This window comes from Maridesulfovibrio sp. (assembly GCF_965230075.1).
Classification (GTDB): Bacteria; Desulfobacterota; Desulfovibrionia; order Desulfovibrionales; family Desulfovibrionaceae; genus Maridesulfovibrio.
Window position 1 is genome coordinate 4,109,032 of record NZ_OZ245945.1, and the last position, 25,273, is coordinate 4,134,304.

At 50.4% G+C, this 25,273-nt stretch carries 20 protein-coding genes; 7 read left to right on the top strand and 13 right to left on the bottom strand.

Translation table 11 applies throughout. The features are described from left to right. The first annotated feature begins 31 nt into the window (after positions 1-31). The 6 genes from ACO05Z_RS18550 (at position 32) to ACO05Z_RS18575 (ending at position 10,162) form a co-directional block, all read left to right on the top strand. Positions 32-1,474 carry a DUF3131 domain-containing protein gene (locus ACO05Z_RS18550; RefSeq protein ID WP_421903673.1) on the top strand — a complete coding sequence of 481 codons (1,443 nt, stop codon included), beginning with the start codon at positions 32-34 and terminating at the stop codon, positions 1,472-1,474. Further along, the gene (locus ACO05Z_RS18555) at positions 1,471-2,883 is read left to right on the top strand and encodes a DUF3131 domain-containing protein (protein WP_421903674.1); all 1,413 of its coding nucleotides are present in this window, start codon (positions 1,471-1,473) and stop codon (positions 2,881-2,883) included. The genes ACO05Z_RS18550 and ACO05Z_RS18555 overlap by 4 nt, the downstream gene beginning before the upstream one ends. Next, complete coding sequence (locus ACO05Z_RS18560; protein ID WP_421903675.1) at positions 2,873-4,279, top strand: DUF3131 domain-containing protein; 1,407 nt, start codon at positions 2,873-2,875, stop codon at positions 4,277-4,279. Before ACO05Z_RS18555 ends, ACO05Z_RS18560 begins: the two co-directional genes overlap by 11 nt. Continuing rightward, a complete protein-coding gene (locus ACO05Z_RS18565; RefSeq protein ID WP_421903676.1) occupies positions 4,279-6,168 on the top strand; it encodes a DUF3131 domain-containing protein in 1,890 nt (629 codons plus the stop codon). Before ACO05Z_RS18560 ends, ACO05Z_RS18565 begins: the two co-directional genes overlap by 1 nt. Then, positions 6,165-7,433, top strand: a complete 1,269-nt coding sequence (locus tag ACO05Z_RS18570; protein ID WP_421903677.1) for an ABC transporter substrate-binding protein — start codon at positions 6,165-6,167, stop codon at positions 7,431-7,433. Before ACO05Z_RS18565 ends, ACO05Z_RS18570 begins: the two co-directional genes overlap by 4 nt. A 110-nt stretch (positions 7,434-7,543) precedes the next feature. Further along, positions 7,544-10,162 carry a glycosyltransferase family 39 protein gene (locus tag ACO05Z_RS18575; RefSeq protein ID WP_421903678.1) on the top strand — a complete coding sequence of 873 codons (2,619 nt, stop codon included), beginning with the start codon at positions 7,544-7,546 and terminating at the stop codon, positions 10,160-10,162. Positions 10,163-10,234: 72 nt separating this feature from the next. On the opposite strand, the gene ACO05Z_RS18580 is transcribed toward ACO05Z_RS18575, so the two are convergent. Continuing rightward, a complete protein-coding gene (locus ACO05Z_RS18580) occupies positions 10,235-11,002 on the bottom strand; it encodes an SGNH/GDSL hydrolase family protein (RefSeq protein ID WP_421903679.1) in 768 nt (255 codons plus the stop codon). 180 nt (positions 11,003-11,182) lie between these two features. Here ACO05Z_RS18580 and ACO05Z_RS18585 point away from each other — a divergent pair, with 180 nt between their 5' ends. Further along, positions 11,183-12,148, top strand: a complete 966-nt coding sequence (locus ACO05Z_RS18585; RefSeq protein WP_421903680.1) for a DMT family transporter — start codon at positions 11,183-11,185, stop codon at positions 12,146-12,148. A 163-nt stretch (positions 12,149-12,311) separates the two neighbouring features. Here the strand turns inward: ACO05Z_RS18585 and panF are convergent, their stop codons facing one another. From panF to caiA, 12 genes are all read right to left on the bottom strand, one after another. Then, positions 12,312-13,778, bottom strand: coding sequence for a sodium/pantothenate symporter (gene panF / locus ACO05Z_RS18590; protein WP_421903682.1), 1,467 nt, complete (start codon positions 13,776-13,778; stop codon positions 12,312-12,314). Continuing rightward, the gene (locus tag ACO05Z_RS18595) at positions 13,779-14,045 is read right to left on the bottom strand and encodes a YhdT family protein (protein WP_421903683.1); all 267 of its coding nucleotides are present in this window, start codon (positions 14,043-14,045) and stop codon (positions 13,779-13,781) included. A 296-nt stretch (positions 14,046-14,341) separates the two neighbouring features. Continuing rightward, positions 14,342-14,629 (bottom strand): ferredoxin, encoded by a 288-nt coding sequence (locus ACO05Z_RS18600; protein ID WP_421903684.1) that lies wholly within the window; start codon positions 14,627-14,629, stop codon positions 14,342-14,344. Further along, positions 14,626-15,912, bottom strand: a complete 1,287-nt coding sequence (gene fixC / locus ACO05Z_RS18605; protein ID WP_421903685.1) for an FAD-dependent oxidoreductase FixC — start codon at positions 15,910-15,912, stop codon at positions 14,626-14,628. The genes ACO05Z_RS18600 and fixC overlap by 4 nt, the downstream gene beginning before the upstream one ends. Before the next feature lie 132 nt (positions 15,913-16,044). Then, on the bottom strand, positions 16,045-17,664 hold the full coding sequence (locus tag ACO05Z_RS18610; protein WP_421903686.1) for a sodium:solute symporter family protein: 1,620 nt from the start codon (positions 17,662-17,664) through the stop codon (positions 16,045-16,047). Between the two features lie 4 nt (positions 17,665-17,668). After that, positions 17,669-17,794, bottom strand: a complete 126-nt coding sequence (locus ACO05Z_RS18615; protein WP_421903687.1) for a hypothetical protein — start codon at positions 17,792-17,794, stop codon at positions 17,669-17,671. 471 nt (positions 17,795-18,265) lie between these two features. Continuing rightward, positions 18,266-19,210, bottom strand: coding sequence for an FAD-binding protein (locus ACO05Z_RS18620; RefSeq protein ID WP_421903688.1), 945 nt, complete (start codon positions 19,208-19,210; stop codon positions 18,266-18,268). Between the two features lie 11 nt (positions 19,211-19,221). Then, complete coding sequence (fixA, locus tag ACO05Z_RS18625) at positions 19,222-19,995, bottom strand: putative electron transfer flavoprotein FixA (protein ID WP_421903689.1); 774 nt, start codon at positions 19,993-19,995, stop codon at positions 19,222-19,224. A gap of 108 nt (positions 19,996-20,103) precedes the next feature. After that, a complete protein-coding gene (locus tag ACO05Z_RS18630) occupies positions 20,104-20,955 on the bottom strand; it encodes a MaoC/PaaZ C-terminal domain-containing protein (RefSeq protein ID WP_421903690.1) in 852 nt (283 codons plus the stop codon). Positions 20,956-21,108: 153 nt separating this feature from the next. Further along, positions 21,109-22,677, bottom strand: coding sequence for a crotonobetaine/carnitine-CoA ligase (gene caiC / locus ACO05Z_RS18635; protein ID WP_421903691.1), 1,569 nt, complete (start codon positions 22,675-22,677; stop codon positions 21,109-21,111). A 197-nt stretch (positions 22,678-22,874) separates the two neighbouring features. Beyond that, positions 22,875-24,089 carry an L-carnitine CoA-transferase gene (caiB, locus tag ACO05Z_RS18640; protein ID WP_421903692.1) on the bottom strand — a complete coding sequence of 405 codons (1,215 nt, stop codon included), beginning with the start codon at positions 24,087-24,089 and terminating at the stop codon, positions 22,875-22,877. A 42-nt stretch (positions 24,090-24,131) separates the two neighbouring features. Continuing rightward, positions 24,132-25,265: a crotonobetainyl-CoA dehydrogenase gene (gene caiA, locus ACO05Z_RS18645; RefSeq protein WP_421903693.1), complete on the bottom strand. Its 1,134-nt coding sequence runs from the start codon at positions 25,263-25,265 to the stop codon at positions 24,132-24,134. Positions 25,266-25,273: the final 8 nt, after the last annotated feature.

Here is a 25,273-nt window from a genome sequence, read left to right on the forward strand (position 1 = left end):
AATTATGCTGCTCTTTTGCTGCGGCTGTAAAATGTCCATGCACAGCAGCAAGGATGAACCGTTTGCCTATCGCACTGCTACGGCTGAGATCAAACCACGTAGCGCCACATCCCCTAATTTCTTCTGGTCCAAAAACGAAACGGTCCTGTTAACTGACAAAGAACAGGAGATAGGACGGTACGCATGGCAATACTTTACCCGCACAGTATTTCCGGAAACAGGATTACCGCAGGGCGCAGTGGGCAGCGACACCCTGACCATGGACAACGTGGCCGGATACCTTGCCGCACTAACCTGCGCCAAGAAGATCGGTGTGCTGGAAGATATTGAATTCCATGAACGCATGACCAAGCTGGTTACATGGTTGAACCAGATGCAGCTCAACTCGCTGGGTGTGCCGAACACATTCTACAGCGGACGTACCGGACAATCTCTTAACGGCGTAAACCAGCCCGGAGAAGACGGTCATTCTGCCCTTGATATCGGGCGGTTACTGATCTGGATGCGAATTGTACGCAATGAATTCCCTACCCATGCTGCTGCCATCGACCGCGCGGTACTGCGCTGGAATTTCCGCAAATTAATTGATGCCGATGGTTTGATCTACGGTTCATACTACCGTGACGGAAGACTTCATCCCTATCGCGAAGGCCGTTTTGGCGAGCTGCAATACGCGGCCAAGGGTTTCGCTCTTTGGGGATTCCGGGTTGATGCATCAATGAATTCTGACAACACCTCATTGATAACCATTAACAATATCCTGCTGCCCTTTGATAACCGCTACTCCCATATTTCACCCATCCCACGCCCGCAGGGAGAACCGTTCCAGCCCGGAGCAATCACCACCACGGCAGCACTGCTGGACGGAATGGAATTCGATTGGAAAATTCCCAGCCACAATGCCGCCACCGAAGACTGGAAAATCGACCCAAAATCGTTGCAATTGGCCCGCTCCATTTATGTGGTCCAAAAGTCACGTTATGAGAGTAAAGGTTTGCTCACTGCCCGTGCAGCCCACAACCTTGACCGTCCGCCGTATTTTGTCATCGATTCAATTTTCGCATTAGGAGATCCATTCGTGACCATGGACAAATCCGGTAATCCCCGCCCCAAGCAGGCCTGCGTCTCCAGCGGAGCATCTTTCCAGCTCTGGGCCATGTTCGAAGGGAAATACACAGATATGCTGATGGACGCAGTCGAACCGCTCTTCGACCAGTACGGCGGCTGGTATGCCGGATTTTACGAAGACGGAGGGGCTGCCAACAAAGCAATCTCCCTCAACGACAATGCAGTTATCCTTGAGTCGATGGCTTTTGTGCTTAACGGTCCGTTGTTCAAACCTAACCTGCACCCCGGCTACTGGGAACTGACCCTTGAAGCTAAATCTTTTGATGCCCTAGGACTGCCCCCGGCAAAATACCAACAGCAATTCCAGCCCATGCTGGACACCAGAAAAGCGGAGCCGCGTCCATGATCACAAGGGCTGTAAAATATATACTTTCCCTGAGCTTGATTATTGCGCTGCTCGGCTCTTCCACTATCAGCATGGCTGAGATCAAACCTGCCACGCGCCAAATCCCTCGCCAAGGTCCGCTTACCGAGCGAGAAATGGAGTGGGCTAAAACAGCATGGAGCTACTTTCAAAACAATGTAAATCCCGAAACCGGACTAGCCGGAGCGCAACCCAATTACTCGCCCTTCACCATGTGGGACCTCGGCGCACACATGGGCGCCATTCTATCTGCGAACGAATTGGGACTCATTGATGACAAGGAATTTGATTCACGTATCCGTAAGATCATCTCATGGCTGAACGTCATGGAACTCTTTCGTGGCGACCTGCCCAACCAGTTTTACAGTGCGGATAACGGAGCCATGGTCGATTGGTCCAATCAGCCCGGAGCACTCGGCTGGTCTGCGCTGGACCTCGGCAGGCTGCTGACATGGCTGCGCATCATCAAGGAGCGGCATCCTGAATATGCAGAACAGATCGACCGCTCACTAATGCGCTGGAACTGGACCAAACTGCTCGACCGAACTGGAACCATGTTCGGGGCCAGCTACTACCAACGCGACGAAAACAACCTCATCCACTACGCGGAAGGTCGACTCGGTTACGAAGAATACGCTGCCCGCGGATTCGGCCTCTGGGGGGCGGACACAACTGCTGCCTCCAAAATCCATCCCTATTCCACGGTCACTGTATACGGTGTGCCCATTCCCTTTGATGCCCGTGATCCTGAAAACGAACATGCGCCCAACTTTGTTGTTACTGAAAATTTCGTACTCGATGGTATTGAACACAATTGGGACCTGCCCGAGAACCGCAATACCAACGTTTACAAGCACACCGACCCCATGCAGGCCAAGTTTTCATGGGCGGTGTACAAGGCGCAGGAAGGACGATTCCTGAATACCGGAATTCTCACCGCCAAAACCGAGGATGCCGTGGATCAGGCCCCATACTTTGTCTATGACACCATCCTCGGTCACGGCATTCCTTACGCGACCCTGAGTCACGAAGGTAAGGCCATGCCGGAACTGGCCTGCCTGAATACCAAGGCAGCCCTCGGACTTTGGGTGCTTTTCAAATCTGACTACACCGACCTTTTAGCCGAGGTAGCCTCGACCATGTTTGAGCCGGGTAAAGGTTTTTACGTGGGCCGTTATGAAAAAACAGGCAAGATCAACCGGGCCATCACCATGAACGGAAACGGGGTCATCATGGAGATCCTGCTCTACAAGGTGCAGGGAAAACTGCTCAAATACAGCAACAAGAAAAGTTATTGGGATAAGTTTTTTGAGAACAATTCTTTACCGTCTAAGGCATTACCACCATGGAAATATCAACCGTACATAACGATACATAAGTATGACCCATAAAAAATATATCGCCATATTCTTACTCATCCTGTTCCTTACTTTATCCGGGTGCGGGGCAGTCTATGAGACCGTCAAATGCGGCTTCGATTTCGATAACCGTGGCGATATCATTTTGACCAATTGCCACCGCCTGTCTGACCGAGGGCAGTTGTTTGCTGAAGTGGCTTGGACATACTTTGAAAAAAACTACAATCCGCAGACCGGACTGGTTAACGCTGCTGAAAACTACCCCTATACATCCATCGGCGAAATTGCAGCCTATCTTTCGGCGCTGATCTCTGCTCACGAAATGGATATTTTGGATGAACGCCGTTTCTGCCAACGGGTGGGTAAACTGGTAGAATGGCTCAATGCCATGGAGCTTTACGCCGGGGAACTGCCCAACCTTATATACAATTCACACACCGGACGCATGGTCGGCTTTGATATGAAACCGGGCAAGGCCGGATTCTCCTCCATGGATATCGGACGCCTTTTGATCTGGTTGCGAGTTCTGAAAACCAAATATCCGCTCTTTGCCGAGGGCGTTGACCGTGCCGTACTGCGCTGGAATTTCTGCATGGTTATCGACAAAGACAACACCCTGCGCAGCGGACGTTTTGTGAACGGGCAGACAGAATTTATCCACGAAGGACGTCTCGGCTGGGAAGGTTACGCCGCACGCGGTTACGAGATGTGGGGCATTGATGTGAAATCAACTGTCCCTTCGCCACTTCGCTATATCGAGATTTACGGGCGCAAAGTGCCCTATGATCCGCGCGACTCCATCACCACCGGGGTTCCGGTTTACCTCACTTCAACCCCGTTCCTGCTGGAAGGCATGGAATTCGGGTACTCGGATATTGGCGTGCCGGAAGAACACCGCACCGGGGATGATGCCCTTGAGCGTTGTGATCTGGCCCGCGGCATCTACGAGATTCAGGAAGAGCGATACCGCCGGGAAGGAATCATGACCGCCCGCAGTGAAAACGGCGTTGATAAACCACCTTACGCGGTGATCGGAACCATCACTGCCGAGGGCAAAATCTGGCCTACCATCTCCCGTGGCGGTGAAATGCATTACGATCTGGCCATGTTCTCCACCCGGGCCATCTTCGGCATGTGGGCCATATGGGATACGGATTACACCAAATTCATAATGGCCGCTGCAGCCTGTTGCTTCTTTGAAGAAGGCCGCGGCTGGTTTGAAGGCCGCTACGAAAAAAACTGGCGCATCAACAAAGTCATGGTGCTGGAAACAAACGCGGTGGTCCTTGAAGCATTACTGCATCGATTGGACGGCCCGCTGGTCCGGGTAGCCAAGGAACCCAGCTATATAGACTTCTACCTGCGTAAAGAACTGCCCATGAGCGACTTTCCGCGCTGCTTACCGGGCCGGGAAAGGGAGGACATATAATGTTTAAACCCTTGCGCATATACATACTTATGCTGCTCATGCTGGCAGCTTCTACCATCCATACAGCCCACGCTGCCTTTGATGGTTTGGGACAGCTTGTTTCAAGCCCGACTTTTGCTGAAGCCGTGGTCCTTTATAAAAACGGCAAGTATGATCCATCCGCCCTACTTCTGGATGATCTGGCCCGCAACCTGCGTGGTATTTCCCCGGAAGTGAGCGGGCTGGTCTTTGTCATGGCTTCACGTGCGGCGGAAAATGCAGGCAATGCAAGGGCCTATGAATCATGGGGCATGGCAACCGCCCGTTTTGCCCGTGCTGGAATGAGCTGGCAACAGGTCCGTTCCACCCTCGACCAACAGCTTGAAATGGCAAGGCTGGGGGCCTCCGGTCCTGCGGCAGTTGGTGCGGGGCAATCTCCGGGCTTTGCCGGACCTGCGGTAAACCTGCCTCCGGAAGCCGGACGGCTTTCCACAGCTTGGAAACTTTTCGGACTTAAACATTACAAACGCCCTGCCCCAGGCCTACGCCGTGAAATGACTGCCGACCAGATCTGGAATGAAATGGACGGTGGAGCCAACGCTCCGGTTACGGTCATCCCCTATTCCGAAGGCGTCTGGGGGCAGCCCCAATCCTCCGGCAGGATCAATGAACAGGATATTGCAAACGGGCCGGTTCCACGTCCGAATCCTTCAACTCCAGCACATTTGAAAGACGTACCCCACGATCACAGCGGGGCGGCTGCGGCTGCTTCCTACGCTGCTTCAACGCAGAAGAAAAAGCCCGCTGTCAGCGAACAATATATGCAGGCAGCACGAATTGCCTGGAAATATTTTCAACGCAACTACCAGCCCGCCACAGGGCTATACAACGGACTTGATCTTTACGCAGTAACCACAATCTGGGAAATCGGCACTTCCCTTGCCGCCCTGAACGCTGCCCAGCACCTTGAAATCATCACTGACACAGAATTCCGGCAACGAACCGGGCTCATGCTCCAGACCCTGTCCTCCATGGACCTTTATAAGGACGAACTGCCCAACAGGCTCTATTTTGCGGATTCAGCACGCATGGTCGGAGAAGACCAGAAACCGACCTCCACCGGAATCGGCTGGAACGGTCCGGACATCGGACGTTTGCTGCTCTGGCTCAAGAAGACAGCTAACCTCCATCCTGAATTCAAATCCATATGCGACAAGATTTTCCTGCGCTTGCGCACGGAACGTCTGGTTAAAGACGGCAACATCACCAGCTTATCCGTATACCTGAACAAAGAACAACTTAAGCAGGAAGCAGGCTTCGGACAGCCTTCATATGCCGCCGAAGCTTTCAAACTCTGGAATTTGGACGCATGGAAAACACGCGATTACCGCCCGCAACTTGGTTTCAAGAAGATCTACGGAATTAATGTTCCGTTCAACAAATCAGGCCCGGCCATATCATCCACCCCATTTACGCTTATACTCATGGAATTGGGTAGAAGCGGCAGCGAGCAGGACCGAATGATCCGTTCCATCTACGAAGTCCAAGCAGCACGGCACAAAAATAAAGGCAAACTGACCGCAGCTGACAGCGGACGCATTGACCGCAGCCCATGGGTGGCCCAAAGCACGATACTCACAGCAAATGGCGCCGCAGAATGGAAATGCATCAGCCCATATTCAGACAAACCGCTACCGCTTTTCTGGTCCTCAACCGCAACTGCCTTCTGCTGGGACGCACTTTTCAATACTGCCTACACCCGGAAGCTGGTGCAGAGCCTTTCAACTCTGCACGACAAGAACAAAGGATTCATGGCCGGAAAATACGATAACGGTGAGACAAATAAAGCTGTAACCCTCGAAACAAACGGTTTGATCCTTGAAGCCGCCATGTACAGGAGAAATCGATGAGATATTACCAACTGTTCTTCATGTGTTTAATCTTCTTTTTCGCTGGTTGTGCCAAATCACCTACGCCGGACAATCCCATTACGCTGACCGTGTACGGGGATGTAAACCGCGTATTTGAAAAGAATAGTACCGAAATCGGTTCCATCAATGATTTCATGGAAACACACCCGGAAATCAAAGTTAAAGTTATCCCGGAATACGATGAATGGACCATCCATGAAGAAGCCTTGCGCATACTGCGCGACCCGGAAGAGGAACAGCCGGACATCATTGAAATGCCCGGAAGCTGGGCTGCTGCTTTCGCGCAGGAAGGACTGCTCCTGCCCATAGGAAAGTGGTACGATAAACTTCCCCGCCGGGAGAAGATGGACTTTCTTGAACCCGCTGTAATTGGCTATAAATGCGGTGACCAACTTTACGGTCTGCCCGCGCTGATAGGAGTGCAATACCTTTACGGACGCAAAGACCTGCTTCCACCATCCGGCCTGCCCCAGACCCTTGAGGAACTGGTGGCTGCAACCCGCTACATAAAAGAAGAACACAACATCCAAGGATTAATCTTCCCCTCCAAGGGACTGAACCTCTACAAATTCTACTACACCCTGCTCCAGATCGTATTGGACGGTCAGGCTGAGGAAGACCGCCTTGCAGCCCATATCGCCACCTATAAAGTCTTCAAGATTCTGGTGCAGGAAAACCAGCCGGATTACGATAGATTCGACCACGTTGTAGCTGAAGGAAAATTCCGCTCCGGACGCGCGGGCATGTCCATCAACGGCAACTACGTCTGGTATCTGCTCAGTCTTTCCAAAGGAGTAGGCTTCCCGGTTCACCCGGAACATGTGACAGTAGGCTTCCTGCCCATGCTGGGGCATGAGGCACACCGGATCAATCATATCTGGACCCGCGGCTACGCCATCAACAAACGCACCAAGCACCCGCAACAGGCACTTGAATTGCTCCACCACCTGACCTCCGAACGGGCCGATTTCATGCGCCTCAAAAACAAATACATCCTGCCCGCGCGCAAGTCCGCAGAGCAATACGGAGAAAACCTGCCCGGCATGGCCCCTGAACCTGCCCGCGCACTTTACGCCCGCAGTAAAGGCGATCCCGGAGCACTGGAACTGAACGAATCCCCGGACAACTGGTATGATACTGCCAGCAAAATGCTGGAGCTGCTCAAAGAAGCGCTGAAAACAGACATGGAAACGTTAAAGTTTTCCCGCAAGATGCTGGAGATAGAGAAGGGAGTGAGAAATTAAAACCGTCTAATCAAATACAGCGGCGAAGCCCTATTGAAAGTTTTTGGGATTCTTAAACCCTTTTTACAAAAAGGGTTTAAGGCCCCCGGCAGGGCCGCCGGAGGCTTATCATGACAAAAAAGAACTATCTTCTATGGGCAATTCTGCTGCTGGCTACAATCTTGCGTATATACGGAATTGCAGACGAAAGCTTATGGATCGATGAAGGCCAGACAGTTGCTTATGCCACTAAAAGCTTTGCTGAGATCGTTAAGTACTGCGCCCGTGATGTGCACCCGCCTCTGTATCTTTTCATCATGCACATCTGGACCGAAATCTTCGGCATCTCGGAAACAGCATTACGCATGATCTCGGCTATCTTCGGCGTGCTTGCGGTCTACCTGACCTATAAAGTCGGCGCTAGACTGATGAACCGTAATGGAGCATTGCTGAGCGCATTGTTTCTGGCTGTTTCTTATATGGGCATCAACTTCTCACAGGAAGCCCGCAGCTACACCATGCTGCTCTGCGCTATCCTTATGGCCTGCCACGGATTGCTGAAATTTATTGAACGGCAGGACAAACCCAATTTCGCTTACTACGCCGCAGCTGTGGCCCTGATGCTTTACATCCACACCTTCACAGTCTTCATCATCCTCTTCCATCAAATCTACTACATTGTGGACTGGGCCGGAAGGAGCGGAGAACGATTTAAACGCTTCGTCAACTGGGTAGGCGTGAATGTTGGCGCGCTGGTACTGTTCAGCCCGTGGATGTACTTCCTGCTCAAACAGGTGCTGGCTAAACTTGGCGGCGAAGGCCCCGGTTCATGGGTCATGGTCCCGGACCATATTACCGCTTACCGGACTTTCATCCAATTGGCAGGTGGAGTGCTCCCGCTGACAGTTGCTGGACTGGCAATACTTGGCTTTGCAATTGTAAAATTAATTCCCGCCCTGCGCACTCGCTTCAGTACGCCGCTCGAAATCCCGGCAGAGACAAAAAGCTCGCTATTTCTGCTACTTTGGTTCCTCTGCGCAGTATTTACACCTTTTGCCGTATCGCTCGTGCTTTCGCCTATCTATGTAGAGCGTTATGCCATTCAATTCCTGCCCGGATTCTGTTTATTTCTGGGTCTGATCATGTCCGGGTTTGCACCGATTTTCCTGCGCTCGGCTGTTATAGCCATGTTCCTTACTGCCACGGCTCATAGCTTATGGCTCTACTACACCACTTACGACAAGGAGCAATGGCGCGAAGTGGCACAATTCATCGGGGAAAATATCAAGCCCGGTGAAGCTGTGGTGCTCAGCGCCCCATGGATTTATGAACCATTCACCTACTATCTGCCGGATGATGGCGACCCGAGAATCATTCAGGCTTTCAGCCACGTGGACCTGCGTGGTGAAACAGGTAAATACGATACTATCTGGTTGGTACAGGCCCATGAATTCTTCTCCGATCCCGGAGGCGAAATTCCGGCCCTGCTCTCAGAGGACAGGCTTATTAAACAACACAAAGACTTCAAGGAAGGAATAAAAACAAATCCGATTCTGGTCCATTTCCAATCCATCCGGGCCACCAAGTACGATGCCGGACGCATGCAGGACTACTTACGCACAGGAGATGACGGAACCAAAACAGGAACGACACAAACAAACCTCGTATCCGGACTTGCGGACAGTTTGATCATTGAAAAACAAAATATAACCCAAACCGGAGAACACTCCTTTAAAACCGGACCTGACTCAAGGCTGCGCTACAGATTTGCACAGAAGACAAGAGCCGGAGAGGGAGCCATTTCCTTTCGCATCCTGCCGGAATGGAAAGAAGATAAAATCAAACGCATGCTGCTCATGGCCAAAGGGCCGAAATGGGATAAGGGTTCCGTATTTCTGGAATTAACCCCCGAGGAGAGATTGCAGGCCATTTTCTTCAGAGACGGGTACAGCGGAATGGTGCAAGGTCCACCCGTCAAGCTTTCAAAGCAATGGCATACACTGAGTATTGTCTGGGAACGCAAGAAAGCCATGATCTACCTTGATGGAAAGCTGTACGCAATATCCGGCTTACCCAAACCTTTTCAGCCTGATTTCAAGACCCTGCATCTTGGTGCAGACCATCAGAATAATTTCTCGGCCCCGGGACAATATGATGACCTGATGATCTTCCAGACTCCGTTTAACGAGGCTCAAGCTGCTGCACTACATGAAAAGGGCAAAGGAGCACCGACTTATTGGTACGATCTGGATCTGTCCGGCAGGCGGACCAGAACATCAACAGGAAAAGGCTTTGCATCGGGCCAAGACCAATTCTTTACTGCCGTTGCCCCGAAAGACAAATCATCCGGACCTGATACCGGGGAAATGCACTTTACTTTCACCCCGGATTGGACTGCCGGAGATGAAAAGCAGCACATGCTCCTGGCTTTCAACGGGCAGGACTGGAACCTTGGTTCCATGTATCTGGAAAAAACCCCGCAGGATTTCCTGCAACTCATCCGCTGGGAAAAAGGCAAGCCATCCTGCGTCATCGGTCAGGAGATCAAGGACTGGAAAAAGGGTGAAGCGCATAGGATTAAGCTTTCGTGGACTCCCACAGGAATAGCTTTGAACATTGACGGCAAGGATCACAATGGCAAGTGCGATCCGGCAGCCAAGTCTTCATTCAAATCACTGAGCATCGGCAATGATATGGGTGGCAATCTTCCTGCTGAGGGAGAATACGAAAAAGTAAAGCTGGAACAATAAGCAATAAATAAGGCCGTTCCTTGTCAGTTAAAAAGGAACGGCCTTATATGAAATCAGTGTCCAGCCCAAGAGCTATATTTCGCTGAATATATTTGAACGGTAAGTCCTTTGTTTCCCGCGCTTCAAAACCTCGACTGCAGCAAAGGCCAGTTTACGATGGGCTTCGGTCATCGGATGCCAGTCGTCCCACCAGAGAAAACCGTTGGACTGCGGCTCAGTATAGGTCCCATTCCAAGGCTTGTCCGTAACCGTGAATGATCCATCGCTGACAAAAGATTTGAAAATTTCATATGCATCGAGGAAATTTACCTTCACATCAGGATAACGGGCAGCAAATCCTCCATTTTCAAAGAACACTTCTATCAGCCGTGAATTAATATCCAGTACAGCATCATGAACGCAGTCTTTCACCTCTGCATATTCTTGAACATATGCAGGCGCATCGGAAATGTCCGGAACACTGCCGACCAAAAAATTTTGCACCCCCTTGCCTACCAATGTTTCCAAGGCCTGCAGGATATTGGAAACCACTGCTTGAGCGTTACCTTTTCCTTCGTAGATATCATTAATACCGATCAATAAGGTACAGAGAATGTCCTCGTTATGACCATCAGAATGATATGTATCCACCTGCCAACTCAGACCGGACCAGTCCTCCGGGCCTGAAGCATTGCCCATACCGGAAGTCGCACCGCACCATGCGCGATCTTCAAGGGAAGCTCCCAGCAATTCAGCCAAATATTCAACCCAGACCCTGCCATTACTTAATCGGTTGTAACCACAACCGTTGCTGAAACCGTTGTCGGAAAAGCTATCTCCGAATGTCAAAATACGCTTCATTAATCACTCCTAAAAACTTGATCATGATTATTTATTATGGCATGATTCCTTTCGTTCTGGAAGTAAAATGTCACGCGTCAATTATGGAAACTAACAAAGCTAGTTTATTCCTAAACAAATCAAGTAGTAAGAACGCCTGACATTAGTATTTAGTGAAACTATTAAATAGTCAGGTTCAAAATGATAAACCCCGTATATATTGCGGTCGGCCTTGCAATGGTTCTCTGGAGCAGTTGCTTTGTAGGTATCCGGGCCGCCCTGCAAGACTTCACCCCCGAACACCTTGCAGTGTTCCGGTTTATTTTCGCCTCAGCAGCAATGCTTCTCTACGCCCCATGGGCAAAGGTGCGTATGCCGCACCTTAAAGACATCCCCGCACTTTTTCTGCATGGTTTTCTCGGCTACACGGCCTTCAGTCTGGCCATCAACCATGGGGAATCCCTGATCAGTGCCGGGTCCACCAGCTTCATCATTGCCACGGTTCCGGTCTTTGCAACAATACTCGCTGTAATCACGCTCAAGGAGAAGGTCTCCCCCCGGACTTATATCGGGCTGTCCATCAGTATGATCGGCATCGGAATTATCTCATTCGGTGAAGGGGGTGGCATAAGCCTGAACATCGGTGCCCTGTTTGTCCTGATCGCCGCAATATCCGACAGTATCTATATAGTATTGCAAAAACCTTTTTTCAAAAAATACACTGCGTATGAATATACCACTTATACAATGGTAACCGGGACCATACTGCTCTGCGTCTATCTGCCCGGGCTGCCGGAGCAGATAAAAACAGCTTCGTGGCACTCCATCGGGGCAACTATACATCTCGGAGTATTCGGAACCGCAATACCATATGCCTTGTGGACCTACGGAGTTTCCAAGGCCGACGTCTCAAAGATCGTGATGTCGCAATACACCATCCCAGTGATGGCCCTTTTAGTCGGTTATGTCTGGCTGGGAGAAATCCCGCCCTTACTTGCAATTTTCGGAGGAGGGATTGCTCTTGCAGGTGCTGTCCTCAGCAGCATTTCGTTCCGTACCTTGAAAAGATTCTGGCAGCCTCAACCGCCTAAACCCCGGGCGGAATACCAGTCTATGTGTGTAAAACCTACCATACAAAACACCTCAAACTGCGCGCATCGACCATAATACCAGAATCGAATCATCGACCCCCGACCACAAATCGGAACGAACATCCCCTCTCCTGTAAGAGTGCCCATCCTTCACGATGGGCACTCTTTTTTTGGGACATAAAAAAGCCCAAGCCTGACAGCAAATCAGGATTGGGCTTTATAAGTAATATGGGAACTAGCTAGTGCTGCTTGACCGGAACAGCCGCATAACCAAAGTATGACCCCATAACAAAGGTCGAGAGGGCCACCAAAGTAGTCGGCACAATAGCATGTACCCCACCCATAGCCGGCTTCATAATAGTCAGGACAATGAAAGTAGCGGTTCCGCAAATTATCGAGGCAAGAGCTCCTGTTGCATTAGCCTTTTCCCAATACAAGCCCAGAACAATAGGACAAAGAAACACAGCCTCCAGCCCTCCAAAAGCGAACAAATTGATCCAGACCAGAAGATCCGGCGGTTCAATAGCTGCAACAAAAACCATCAGCCCAATGACTACCGTACTAATCAGGCTGGTTTTCTTAAGGCCGCCAAGGGTCATGCGGGAGGCATCGCCCTTCAGCCTGTAATGAATGTATAAATCCTTGATAATGGCAGCGGAAACCAGCAGGAGCATGGAATCCACCGTGGACATTATAGCTGCAAGCGGCCCGGCAATAAATACACCCGCCCAGACCGGAGAAAGCAACTCCACAATAAGGCTGGGCATAGCCAAATCGCCTGCAGGCAAATCCGGAAGCACGGCACGTCCAAGGGTTCCGGCAAGATGTGCGCAAAGAATCATGAACCCGATCAACAAGGTACCGATAACCATGGCGTTGTGCATGGCTTTCGAATCTTTGTAAGCCATGCAGCGCTGTGTTGTCTGCGGTAGACCGAGGATGCCGATCCCTACCAACACCCAGAATGAGAGGGTGAAAGGTTGGGGAACGGCATCCTTCGGCCCGGTGGGAGTGATCAGTCCAGGATCAATAGCTTTCAGAGACGAAATACAGTTTTCCATACCGCCGCCTGCTTTGACTACTGCCAGCAGTACAACAACGACAGCCACAACCATAACAATACCTTGAATGGCATCGGTCAAAACAACGGCCCGAAAACCGCCGACAGCGGTATAAAGCACCACACTGATGCCGAAGAGCACCAGCCCGACAATGTAAGGATATCCCGTCACGGTCTGGAAAAGACGCGCCCCGCCGATAAACTGCGCAAGCATGGCTGCCATGAAAAATATGATCAATGCCACAGAACAAAGGATGACCACGGCATCACTTTTGTAGCGGGCACGGAGATAATCGGTAATGGTCACTGACTCTGTCTTACGGGCCATAATGGCAAAACGCTTACCGAGAATGCCAAGCGTCAGGAAGGTGGTGGGAACCTGAATCATTGCAAGGAGCACCCAGCTCAGGCCGAGACGGTAAGCGACTCCGGGACCGCCCACAAAACTGCTGGCACTGGTGTAGCTGGCGATGATGGTCATAGCCAAGACAAAGCCGCCCATGGAACGGCCTCCGATAAAATAATCCTCAATGAAACCTTGTGATGAAACACGGCCCTCGCTCTTTTTCCGGGCCCATAAAGCCACAGCAAAAGAAAGTGCCAGATAACCGACAACCGGAACAATGGTAGTGAGATTGGCAGGCATTTACTCTTCTCCCTGCAGATCGGAATCAAGCGGCATATGTTTAAATTTGAAGTGTACAAGCAGCCAGAGGAGAATCGTAATTAGGGGATAGCCGACAATACAACTGTAAAAAAACCATTCAGGCAGGCCGAAAACATAGGAATAGTTGTCGGGATTGCCGCTGCCCATGCCGTAAGCACAGACATACCACCAGATAAAATAAGCTGCATAAGCTCCCAGCGCGAGCAGGGCTTCCTTGTTGGCCTGCTTAAAACGTGGGTCTTTCATTTGTTTTTCCATGATAAAAATTTCCCCCAAAACCGCATATGGGTAGACTCGCCCCGCTTTATCACTAGGTTTTCCTTGCAAGAAGCCGACAACGTTGATTAACGTTGCCGGCTCTTAGGAAGACCATGGGGCAATTGCCGTTCATCATCAGAATAAGGGAACCTGCTGATGCACTCTCGTCAGGCAGCCGATTAAAGGGGTAGCTGTTTGACGTTTGATTGCCCATGGACCTACAAGTGAGGATATGGCTTTTCGCTACACTCGTGTGTTTATGGCTTTTTTAAATATTACGAGAACTAACCGTAACGGAATTCAATACCAAAAGTTCCGTTAGGGTATTCCCATCTTTTCAGAATGGTCTTACCGCACAGGATACGGCAAGTACCACATTCCAGACAGCCCGCATAATCGAAATGGATATTGCCGTTGTCGTCCTTCTTATACAGTCCGGCAGGGCAGGCCGCTTCCAGTTTGGCAAACTCCTTGGGATCAGGATTATCTACCAGTTCGATGTGGGGATTTCCTTCATCAACAAAAAATTTGTTCACGCCCAGTTTGACGTCAACGTTTACCGGATTACTCATATTGATTTTACTCCTTTGAAGCCGTCTTTGAGCAGGTTCATGAATCCGACCTTCTTCAGATGGGGCAGGACCATTTTGCGCAGGGGCATGCAGGGGCCGTTAATGGTAAAGAGGTCTTTCATGACTCCGGTCACCAGTGCCGGATACTCGTTATACATGCGGGTGTTATCCAGAAAGTCAGGAAGATTCTGGTAGAGTTTCATATCTTCCATGATGAAGCTGCCCTCAAGCGCTGCTGTGTAGGAAGACAGACCGTTTTCGCTGAAATCACCTTTTTCCTTGGCAGCAATGACAGCCTTGGCTGCTGCTTCACCGGAAGCAATGGCGAGATCCATACCGCGCACGGTGTAGCCGACGTTCAGGCACAGTCCTGCCGCATCACCGGCAATAAGCACGCCGTCACCGACCATTTTAGGAATCATGGCATAGCCGCCTTCAGGAACAACATGGGCGGAGTATTCAATCTGCTTGCCGCCTTCGACCAGAGGCTTCACTGTGGGATGATTCTTGAAGTCTTCCAGCATCTGGGGAATGGTTTTGCCCGCTTTTTCAATATTATGCAGGCCGAATACGAGGCCAAGAGACAGAGTGTCCTCGTTGGTATAAATGAAACCGCCGCCCATCTGGCCGTCAGAAGGAGATCCGGCGAACAGCCATGCTGCGCCTTCATCATCAGCACAGCCGAATCGGTCATTGACCTGCTGCTTGGAAAGCTGGATCACTTCCTTGACGCCTACTGCACAATGATGAGGGGTGACCTTATCAACCATGCCCAGCTTCTCACCTAGGATGGAATTCACGCCATCGGCCAGAATAACCATGTCGGCTTCCATCTCTTCACCCGCAGCAACAACACCACAGACCTTGCCGTCACGAACAATGAGGTCATCAACGCGAATACCGGGAACAATGTTGGCTCCGGCGGATTCGGCCTTATCTGCGAGCCACTGATCGAATTTCGAACGCAGCACTGAATAAGAACGGTCAGCCGGATTTTCAGATTTCGGGGAAGCGTAATCCATGGTTGCGCTGCCGCTTTCGTCCATAAAAGAAACCTTTTCATGAACGATGCAACGCTCTACCGGAGCTTCATCTGCAAAGTTGGGGAATATCTTTTCCAGACTGTGGCCATAGAGCCTGCCGCCGGTCATGTTCTTTGCGCCGGCAAAGTTGCCGCGCTCAATAACCAGTGTTTCCAGACCGGCCTGAGCCAGAAGGTAGGCACTGGTGCAGCCGGCAAGCCCTGCTCCAACAATAATTACATCAAATTTGTCTTCAGACATAACGGTACCTCATACATGGCCGGAGGGGCCTCTGAGATGTTTTTGGGTTGAGTGAAGGGAGCCCTCTCCATTGATTCCAACGGAGAGAAGCGGTCTATTCCCAATAATTTCTGCCTGTTAAGGCTGGCTTTACTATTTTAGATAAGACAACAAGTCAGTGCCCTTAAGAGAGTTGTAGGGAACTGCCCAGTAATAAATTAAGAATACTGAGACTACGACGCCCGCAGCCACCAGCCCCCACCCGAAAGTCCTGTCCCGCTTATAGTCAGACGCAAGAGTTTCGGAAGCAGGAATTTGATGCAGCTTGGCATGGAAACTGATTTCCTCTTCTGTTCTGCTTTGTCCCTTTGAACCCAGCACAGCCATCACCGCACTGACAGCAAGACCGATGAAAAAGGGATCAAAGAAATTATTCAGCGGAACATCAACCAACTCCTTAAGGCATTTGGAGATCAGGTAGCCGAAGAAACCTCCAACCATGGAGTAATAGGCTCCACGTTCGGTCAGCTTGTCACTCCACACACTTGAAATTGCCACCACTCCCCACGAAGAAGCGATAATGGTGCTGGCAAACCATGTGGTAATGCGGATAGTCGAGAAACTCATACAAGCGAGTCCCAATGCAATCAGGCCGACAACAAGGACAACAAAACGGGTAAACTTAAGCTGCGCCGCTTCGTTCTTGAAATCGACATCCAAGACATCAGAGGACATGCTGAAACTTACCACCGAAAGGAAGGTGGAAGCCGAAGACAGGCCGGCGGTCATGATCCCTGTCAGGAGGACAACTCCTATCATTTGCGGCATTACCTCAAAGGCAGCCCAGATAAGAACCTTTTCCGGCTGATCAATATTAGGTTGAAGTGGAATAATGCTGACCGCGATCAGATAGAGATAGAGCAGGAAAAAGACAGTCAGAAAAGCTGAAATGGCCCCGGAGCGGAAGATGACATGTTCATTCCTTGCCATCATGTTACGCCCTGCCTGCCAAGGACTTACACCGACAGCAAGCATCCAGACCACGCCCATGGTAACCGCGTACATCACCAAGTCCATCTTGGAACCACCGCCGGTATTACCGTGGTAATCCAGCAGTCCCGAAGGAGTATCAGGAGAGGTGGCCAGCGTGGTAAGCAGATTGTCCAAGCCACCTGCCGCGTCAAAGACAAAGGGGCCCGCAATAATGGTTGCTCCGAGAAAAAAGATGCACATCAATGTGTCGGTGATGACCACTCCACGCGAACCGGAGTAAAAAGTGAAAAGAGTGATACAAAACCAGGAGATCAGCAGGCAGGAAATACGATGGTAACCGGTCAGGGTCTCCATGAGCATGCCTGTACCCTGAATTACACTGAGAAGATATGCGGACAGTGAAATTACAGTGGTAATCCCGGCAAAACGCCGAATACGTTTACTGTTGAACCGCTGCCAGAAGTAAGACGGCATGGTATTCACCTCAGCGCGCCTGAGATAACGCCCAAAAAACAAAGGTCCAAGAACATACCCGCATGCGCACAGGGTATTGATCAAAACCATGGTTGTGATGTTGCCGCCAAAACAATACGCAGTATCGCCCATAAAACCGTTAGTGCTCAGCATTGACGCGAACATGGTTCCGGCAATCATAAATGTCGGAGCATTACGTCCGCAAACGTAATAATCCTCAACATTTTTTACTTTTCGGCCTGCGTAAGTACCGATCAGCATATAAATAAATATGCAGACAAGAACGCCAATAGTGTAAATACTCATTGTATTACCCCTGCTGACGTGCCTTCAATTTATCATGCGCTCGTTGTTCGCGCGCTAGAGTCCAGTTCATAAAAAGGCCGACTGCAACGAGACAACAGCCTATAAATAAAGAAAAAATAATTTCGCCCATAACACACCCCCTGTTCCATCCCTGCCTGCTGCTGACCCAAAATTCCCGCTATTAAATAGAGAACAGCTGCAAGAGATATTAAAACCTTATTCCAACCCGCCTTTATAAAAACTAGATATCCACCTGAAATCTAGACCCTCATTTTCCCTTAATAAGTCCTATGAGGTTCTTCATCATCACAACGAGCCTTTTCTATGTGATGATGAAGAACCAACAGGATGTTCCCGCCTGTGATCTGCTACTCCGGATAAAGATTCTTTTGCAGTTCGACTGCGTCCTCCTGCCGCTAACCAGCAGGACGCTATGGAGTTTAAGGGAATGGCCGAATGCAAAGATGTCGGTTTATCAGTATGTATTGTTAGGATTGCCGTCCTTTTGAGATACTTACTTTTGAATCCTGTTTCCGGTTGCAGCAAGGGAGACCTCCAACTATGGCGGAGAAGGAGGTCCCTCCTGATACTTTCAAACTAATTAGCTCTTGAAAGCATCAACCAGTGCAGGAACTACAGTATAAAGATCCCCGACAATACCGTAGTCGGCATAGTCAAAGATTGGTGCGTTTTTATCCTTGTTTACAGCAACAATGGCCTGTGAACCGTTAGCGCCGACCATGTGCTGGACCTGACCGGAAATACCCAGTGCAAGGTAGAGTTCAGGCTTGGGCATAACACCGGAAATACCGATGTAACGCTCGTGCTCCATCCACTTTTCGCCTTCAGCGATGGGACGTGAGCAACCCATTTCAGCTTCAATAGCCGCGCACAGGTCTTCTGCCAGCTTCATGTCTTCCTGCTTGGAGATACCGCGTCCGATAGCTACAATGCGTTTTGCCTTGTTCAGGTCGACACTGCTGCCCTGCTTGGGCTGACGCTCAATGCACTTGATGGAAGCCTTAGGCTCAACAAAGTCCACAGTAACAGCTTCGCCGGTCTTGGATGCATCAGCTTCAACAGCCTGAAAAACACCGCCGCCGAAAACAACGATAGAAATCGGGGAAACGATCTTTTCGTCACCGATTGCCAGACCGCCGTAAACCATGTGCTTAACCTGCACATTCTCAGCCTCAGCAACAACTTCAGAAGCTTCGGTAACCACGCCTGCGTCAAGCTTGACACCCAGCAGGGAAGCCAGAGCCTTACAGCGTCTTGTACCGGGCAGCAGAACCATGGAGGGCTTGTCGCCTTCTGCGATAACTTTAGCCATAGTGTCGGTGTAGGACTCCACAATACGTGCGGAATCATTTTCGCCGAGGTAGTAAACGGCGTCCGCGCCGAAAGAAAATGCCTTGGCTACATCTTCCTGAGAACCGATGATAAATGCGGAGACTTTTTCTCCCAGCTGTGCGCCGCCGGCAATGGCTTCGGACAGACGGGACTCTGCATCACTGAATACCCATACGTTGGAAATCTTGCTCATTTTCCCTCTCCCTAGTTAACGATTGTACGCAAGTGGCTGATAAATTCTGCGATCTGATCGTCACCATCACCTTCGATAATAACGTTCTTACGCTCTTTCTTCTTGGGGGCCTTGATTTCGACCATTTCCACCAGAGCTGCACCTTCACCGTCTTCAAGATCAGCGAGAGCCATGGCGTTCACGGGCTTTTTGCCAGCGCCGAGAATGGCTTTCATGCCGGGAATGGTGGGAACATTGATATCGGTGGAAACGGAAATTACTGCAGGCAGCGGTACTTCCAGAGTCTCAACTTCACTTTCCAGGGCACGTTCTACGGTCAGCTTGTCGCTTGCTACAGAAACAATTTTGCTTACACCGTTAAGGGTGGGAACTTCGAGCTCCGCACCGAGACGCATACCTACCTGCTGAGCGTAAAGGTCGCCGGAGCCGTCACCGCAGAGGATCAGGTCAAAACCGACTTTCTTGGCGGCAGCAGCCATGACGCGTGCGGTCTGGTGAGGCAGAGCGCCCTTGAGGCCTTCATCTACAATTGCAACCAGTTCATCCGGTCCACGGGACAGGATGTCCTTGCGGGCCTTGGTATTTTCAAGCTCTTTGCCGCCGAGGCTCATTGCAGCGATGCTGGAATCAGCAACTTCAGCCTTGATTTCAACAGCGGTCTCAATAGCATTCAGGTCAAACTGACTGATCTTCGGAGCAGCCTTGCTAGTATCGAGGGTTCCATCAGCCTGAACAGCAATATCCTGCTCTTCGGGAACCAATTTGCAACCAACTATAATTTTCATATATATCCTTCCTATTTCGATTATTGTTGAATGAGGGGGACTGCAGATCGGAGAGAGATACTGCAAAGGGGTGCCCCCCTCTTATCAACACACCTCAAATATTAATTATTACTTCCACTCAGCCAGTGCGTAGTTCAGGTACGCTGTTTCCGGATTGTCTGCGTCGATGACCCGGAAGTGGATGGAGTTGTCATCCCATTTCCACATCTGGGTCTTGATGGTGCAGCCCGGGTACAGAGATCTGGTGATACGGGTCTTGAAACGGGTCAGACGCTCGGGCTCACCGGGGAACAAAGTCTTAATGATGTGACGGCAGGCAAAACCGGCGGTGCTTACTGCGTGCAGGTTCGGTTTCGGATGGTCGAATTTCTGGGCATATTCCCAGTCAATGTGCTGAGGATGGAAGTCGCCGTTGAGGCGGTAGATGAGTGCCTGGTTCAGGGGAACCTGCTCAGTTACTTCAAAATCGGGTTCGCGTTCGGGAATCTCCACGATGTCGCGGGGAGCTTTTTCGCCGCCCCAGCCACCGTCATACAGAGCGCAGTCCCAGCTTTCGTTGGTGAAGAGCTTGGTACCGTTCTCGTCGAAGGTTTCACCAATGTGCTGGGCAAGACAACCACGACCTTCGCCGCGGTCATACAGAGCCTTGAGCAGGACCTTGGTAGTCAGCTTGCCGGACAATGCAGTCATGGGTTCGTGAATCTGCAGGTCGAAACCCCAGTGCAGAGAACCGCCCCACTCAAAACCGTAGTCGATGGTTTTGGTGACTTCACTGTCAACAATGGGCATTGCCGCAAACATGGGCAATACCTTCATATCTTTCTCGTAAACATATTCCAGATCGGTCTTGCCGTCGGCACCACAACCACAACCCAAAGCAAAAATGCTGAGTTCTCTGAAATCATACTCACGTTCAAAAGGGCCGTACCATTCACCCACCATATCGAGTTTTAACGCCATGTTCGTTCTCCTTTTAAAGTTATTTTGCGAAAAATTCAATCAAGTTTATTTTATAACCATGATTAGTTTTTTCTGTATATTCGCCCACATAAAGATACTTCTGCCAGACTTATAACCTATGGTTATTTAATTACTCCGCCGAAACGGGGGAATTTAAATATTCTCAGCCCGGAGCACGCCCTTACAGACCTTGCCGGAACAAGTTCTGGGAAAGGACTCCCGGATCTCAACAATTGCCGGGACCTTGAATTTGGCAATCCGCTCCGCACAGTATTCAAGGATTTCCTCAGGAGCCAACTCCTCTCCTTCCTTGATTATGACGTATGCCTTAACCGCTTCATCACAAATAGGGTCAGGAACACCGATTACTGCTGCATCTGTTATCAACGGATGATCCACCAGCAGGTTTTCAATCTCAGTACTGGCTATGTTCTCACCGGAACGTTTGATCAGGTTCAATTTACGATCTACAAAATAGAAGTAGCCATCCTCGTCAGTGAACCCTTTATCGCCGGTCCTGAACCACCCATCAGCCGTGAAAGATGCAGCCGTGGCTTCAGGATCATCGTAATATTCTTTAAAAAGTGTCTTACCGGGTTCGCCTTTAATGACAATTTCCCCGATTTCACCAGCCGGCATTTCATTGCCTGCACCATCGAGAATTCGGACATCGTACCCAAAACCAGTCCGACCAATTGAGGGCCACCTGCGTTCGTCACCGGGACGATCGCCGATGATGCCGACCACAGTCTCGGTCAGGCCGTATGATGTGAAAAGCCTGACGTTGAAACGCTCAATGAATGCATCCTTTTCCTCATCGGAAAGATTCATGTAAAAGAGCACTTCCCTAAGGCAGTGGTTCTTCTCCCAAGCCCGCTGCGGCTGCAACTGAAGCGTACGGACCATGAGCGGGATACATTCGGTTAGAGTTGCCCGATGAAGACAGACCTGACTCCAGAATTTGCTGGCACTGTATTTCTCCAGCATGATGAATGTAGCGCCGGACATAAAAGCGGGCATGGCTGCAGTGCACTGAAAATCAATATGGCAGGACGACATCATAGTCAGGTATCTGTCTTCCTCGCGGATACCCACCTGCCATGAGGTATAACGTCCGGCAAAACAGAGATTGTGATGAGTGATTACCGCCCCTTTGGGGTTCGAAGTAGTACCTGAAGTAAAAATAATCTCTGCAATATCCTCAGTGCTTACGGATATTTCTTTGTTCAGCGAAGTTGGCTGTTCAGCGAGAAGATTATTAAAATTTATTGCCCCCTGAATCTCAGCCGCAGGGTCTATGCGGGCAACCAGAACATGGGGAATGGAAATATTATAATCATCCTGAAGTTCCTTTTGGGTAGGGAGGAACTGCTCTTCGATAACGAACGCTTTCGGCGCACACTTCTCAAGAATATGCGCACATTCACAATGTAAATAGTGAATATTGACCGGGACCATGACCGCGCCGATTTTGGCGAGGCCGAACCAACAGAATAAAAACTCCGGACTGTTGTTGAGCTGGACCGCAACACGGTCCCCCTTTTCGATACCCAATCCAAGAAACAAGGACGCAGCCCGAGTGATCTCACCATTAAATTCACGGTAGCTGAACTCAACGGTTTCACCCTGTGCATCTTCAAAAACCAGTGCGGTCTTGGCATCGAACGTCTCGGCCAGATCTTCCCAAACCTGACCTAGATTTTTATCCCCAACAATATCCACTTGTACTATCCTCGTCTCTGATCTGATTGTATGCGTTGGAAAATTTTGTTTAATTTCCCGGACTGTCCAAAACGACCATGCGGCGGTGAAGTTCAAAAACCCCGGCGGCATTGAGGCCGTGACTTTTGCGATGAATGCTAACCGCGCGTTCTGAACAGTCCGGTTCTATTGCTATTTCAAGAGTTGCAATTTTTTAGTTAACCCAGCTTGATGATGCCGTTATCGGCGAGCTGCTGGAGCTCTTCTTCAGAATATCCAAGATCGCCCAGAATATTCGCGGTATCCATGCCGTGCTCGGGCATGCCACGCCAGATCTGGCAAGGTTTATTCTTGAATTTAGGCATGACGTTGGGTCCCTTGATCTTCTTCCCGGCATTGTTCTCCCACTCAACGATGGACTCGCGAGCGATATACTGAGGGTTGGACTCAAGTTCTTCCACAGTCAGCACCTTGGCAGCGGCAACCTTGATCGCAGCAAGCTCTTCCAGCATTTCGGCAACAGTCTTGGAAGCCATGTACTCATCAAGTTTCTCTTCCACCAAAGCAGCAGATGGAAGCTTTCTAGAGATGAGCTGGGTACCTTTGGGGTACTCTTCAGTATCGATGAGATGTTCAAGACCGATCTTGGTGAACATTTCCTCAAGCTGAGAAGCTCCGACAATTTCCATGACGATGAAACCGTCACTGCAACCGTAAGTACCGCAGCCTGCCCAGAGGGGATCTTTACCCTTGGTCTGGCGGGGACACATTTCACCACCGTTGAAGTGGTCCATCATGTAATACTGGCCGGCATTGAGCATCACTTCGTACATGGCAATATCAATGCTTTCACCCTTGCCGGTCTTCTGCGCGTTATACAGGGCAGCAAGCACGGAACTGGTTACCGCGTAACCGGAGAGGTAATCTGCGGTGTACGGGAATGCGGGCATGGGCTGGTTCACATCACCGTTCTGGATGAGGTAGCCGCTGAATGCCTGCGCGATAGTGTTGTAGGCAGCAAGGTTGGTAAACTTGTCATCACCGTACTGGCCGAAACCGGACAGGTGGCCGATAACCAGCTGCGGATTGTGTTCCCAAAGCAGCTCGTCGTTGAGTCCACGGCGAGAAAAGGCAGGTCCCTTGCTGGCCTCGATCAGAACGTCGGCAGTTTCGATGAGCTTCAGGAAGGCTTCCTTACCCTCGTCCGAGAAAATGTTCATGGACAGGGCATGCAGGTTGCGGCGTGACAGTTCAGGGTAATTGGGCTGAACACGAATGGTATCTGTGTATGCGGAATGCTCTACCCAGATAACCTCCGCTCCCCATTCAGCCAACATCTGAGCAGAGAAAGGACCGGCAATCTCAATAGCAGAGAAAACAACGCGGACACCTTCCAGCGGACCGAATTTGGGAGTATTTACTTTCTTGGACATATATTAATCCTGATTGTTGGCTTATGTTACTTCTTGCTATGCCTAGCGGTACTTCTTGAGTTCTGCACGACCGAGGGTCAGGATCTGCATTTCATCAGAACCACCGGAGAGACGGTCAATACGCAGGTCACGCCAGAAACGGCCAACGCGGTGACCGGTTACACCGATACCGCCGAGGATCTGCATGGAGGTGTCGATAACTTCAAAGGCTGCGTTGGCGCAGAAGTATTTGCACATTGCGGAATCACCGGAAGTAGCAGTGCCCTGATCCGTTTTCCATGCAACTTCGAAGAGCATGTTTTTCATGCTGTTAAGTTTGATGGCCATGTGTGCGATCTTTTCCTGAATCATCTGGGTACGACCGATTGCTTCACCAAACTGTACGCGCTGGTTGGCGTATTTTGCAGCGTCTTCATAAGCGCACAGGGCAACACCGTAGTTGGTGCAGGCCACGAGGAAACGCTCATCGTCGAATTCAGCCTTAACGCGGTTGAAGCCGTCACCTTCGGTGCCGAACATGTCTTTTTCTTCAAGCTCTACGTTGTCAAAGATAACTTCGCAGCAGCTGTCCATGCGCAGGCCGAGCTTATCGAGGGGGTTGAGCTTGATGCCTTCTTTGCTCATGTCAACAAACCACTCAGTGAAAATGGGCTTTTCAGAAGAAGCGTCACGAGCCATTACAACAAGGTAAGGAGCGTGCAGGGAACTGGTGATGAAGCACTTGTGGCCGTTCAGGTAAACCTTACCGTCTTTACGGGTGTAGGTACTCTTCAGGCTACCTACATCGGAACCTGCGCTGGGTTCGGTAATAGCGGAGTTGAACATCTGCTTACCGGTGCCGCGGAATGCAAAAATCTTATCGATCTGCTCCTGGGAACCGTGGCGAAGGATAGTGCTGAAACCGGGGAGCTGGTAGAGAACATAAGTAGGAGCACCATGGCGACCGAGTTCTGCCCAGATAGCGGTCAGGGTAACCATATCCATACCCATTCCGCCGTGTTCTTCAGGCAGCAGCATGGTATCAACACCGAGGTCAGCCAAGGCTTTTACCCAACGCTCCGGGTATTCGTGGTTCTTATCGCACTCAACGAAGTACTGTTCCCAGTTTTCGCTTTCCATCAGGTCGCGGACACCCGCAACAAACAGTTCCTGTTCATCAGAAAGATTAAAATCCATGATTGAAT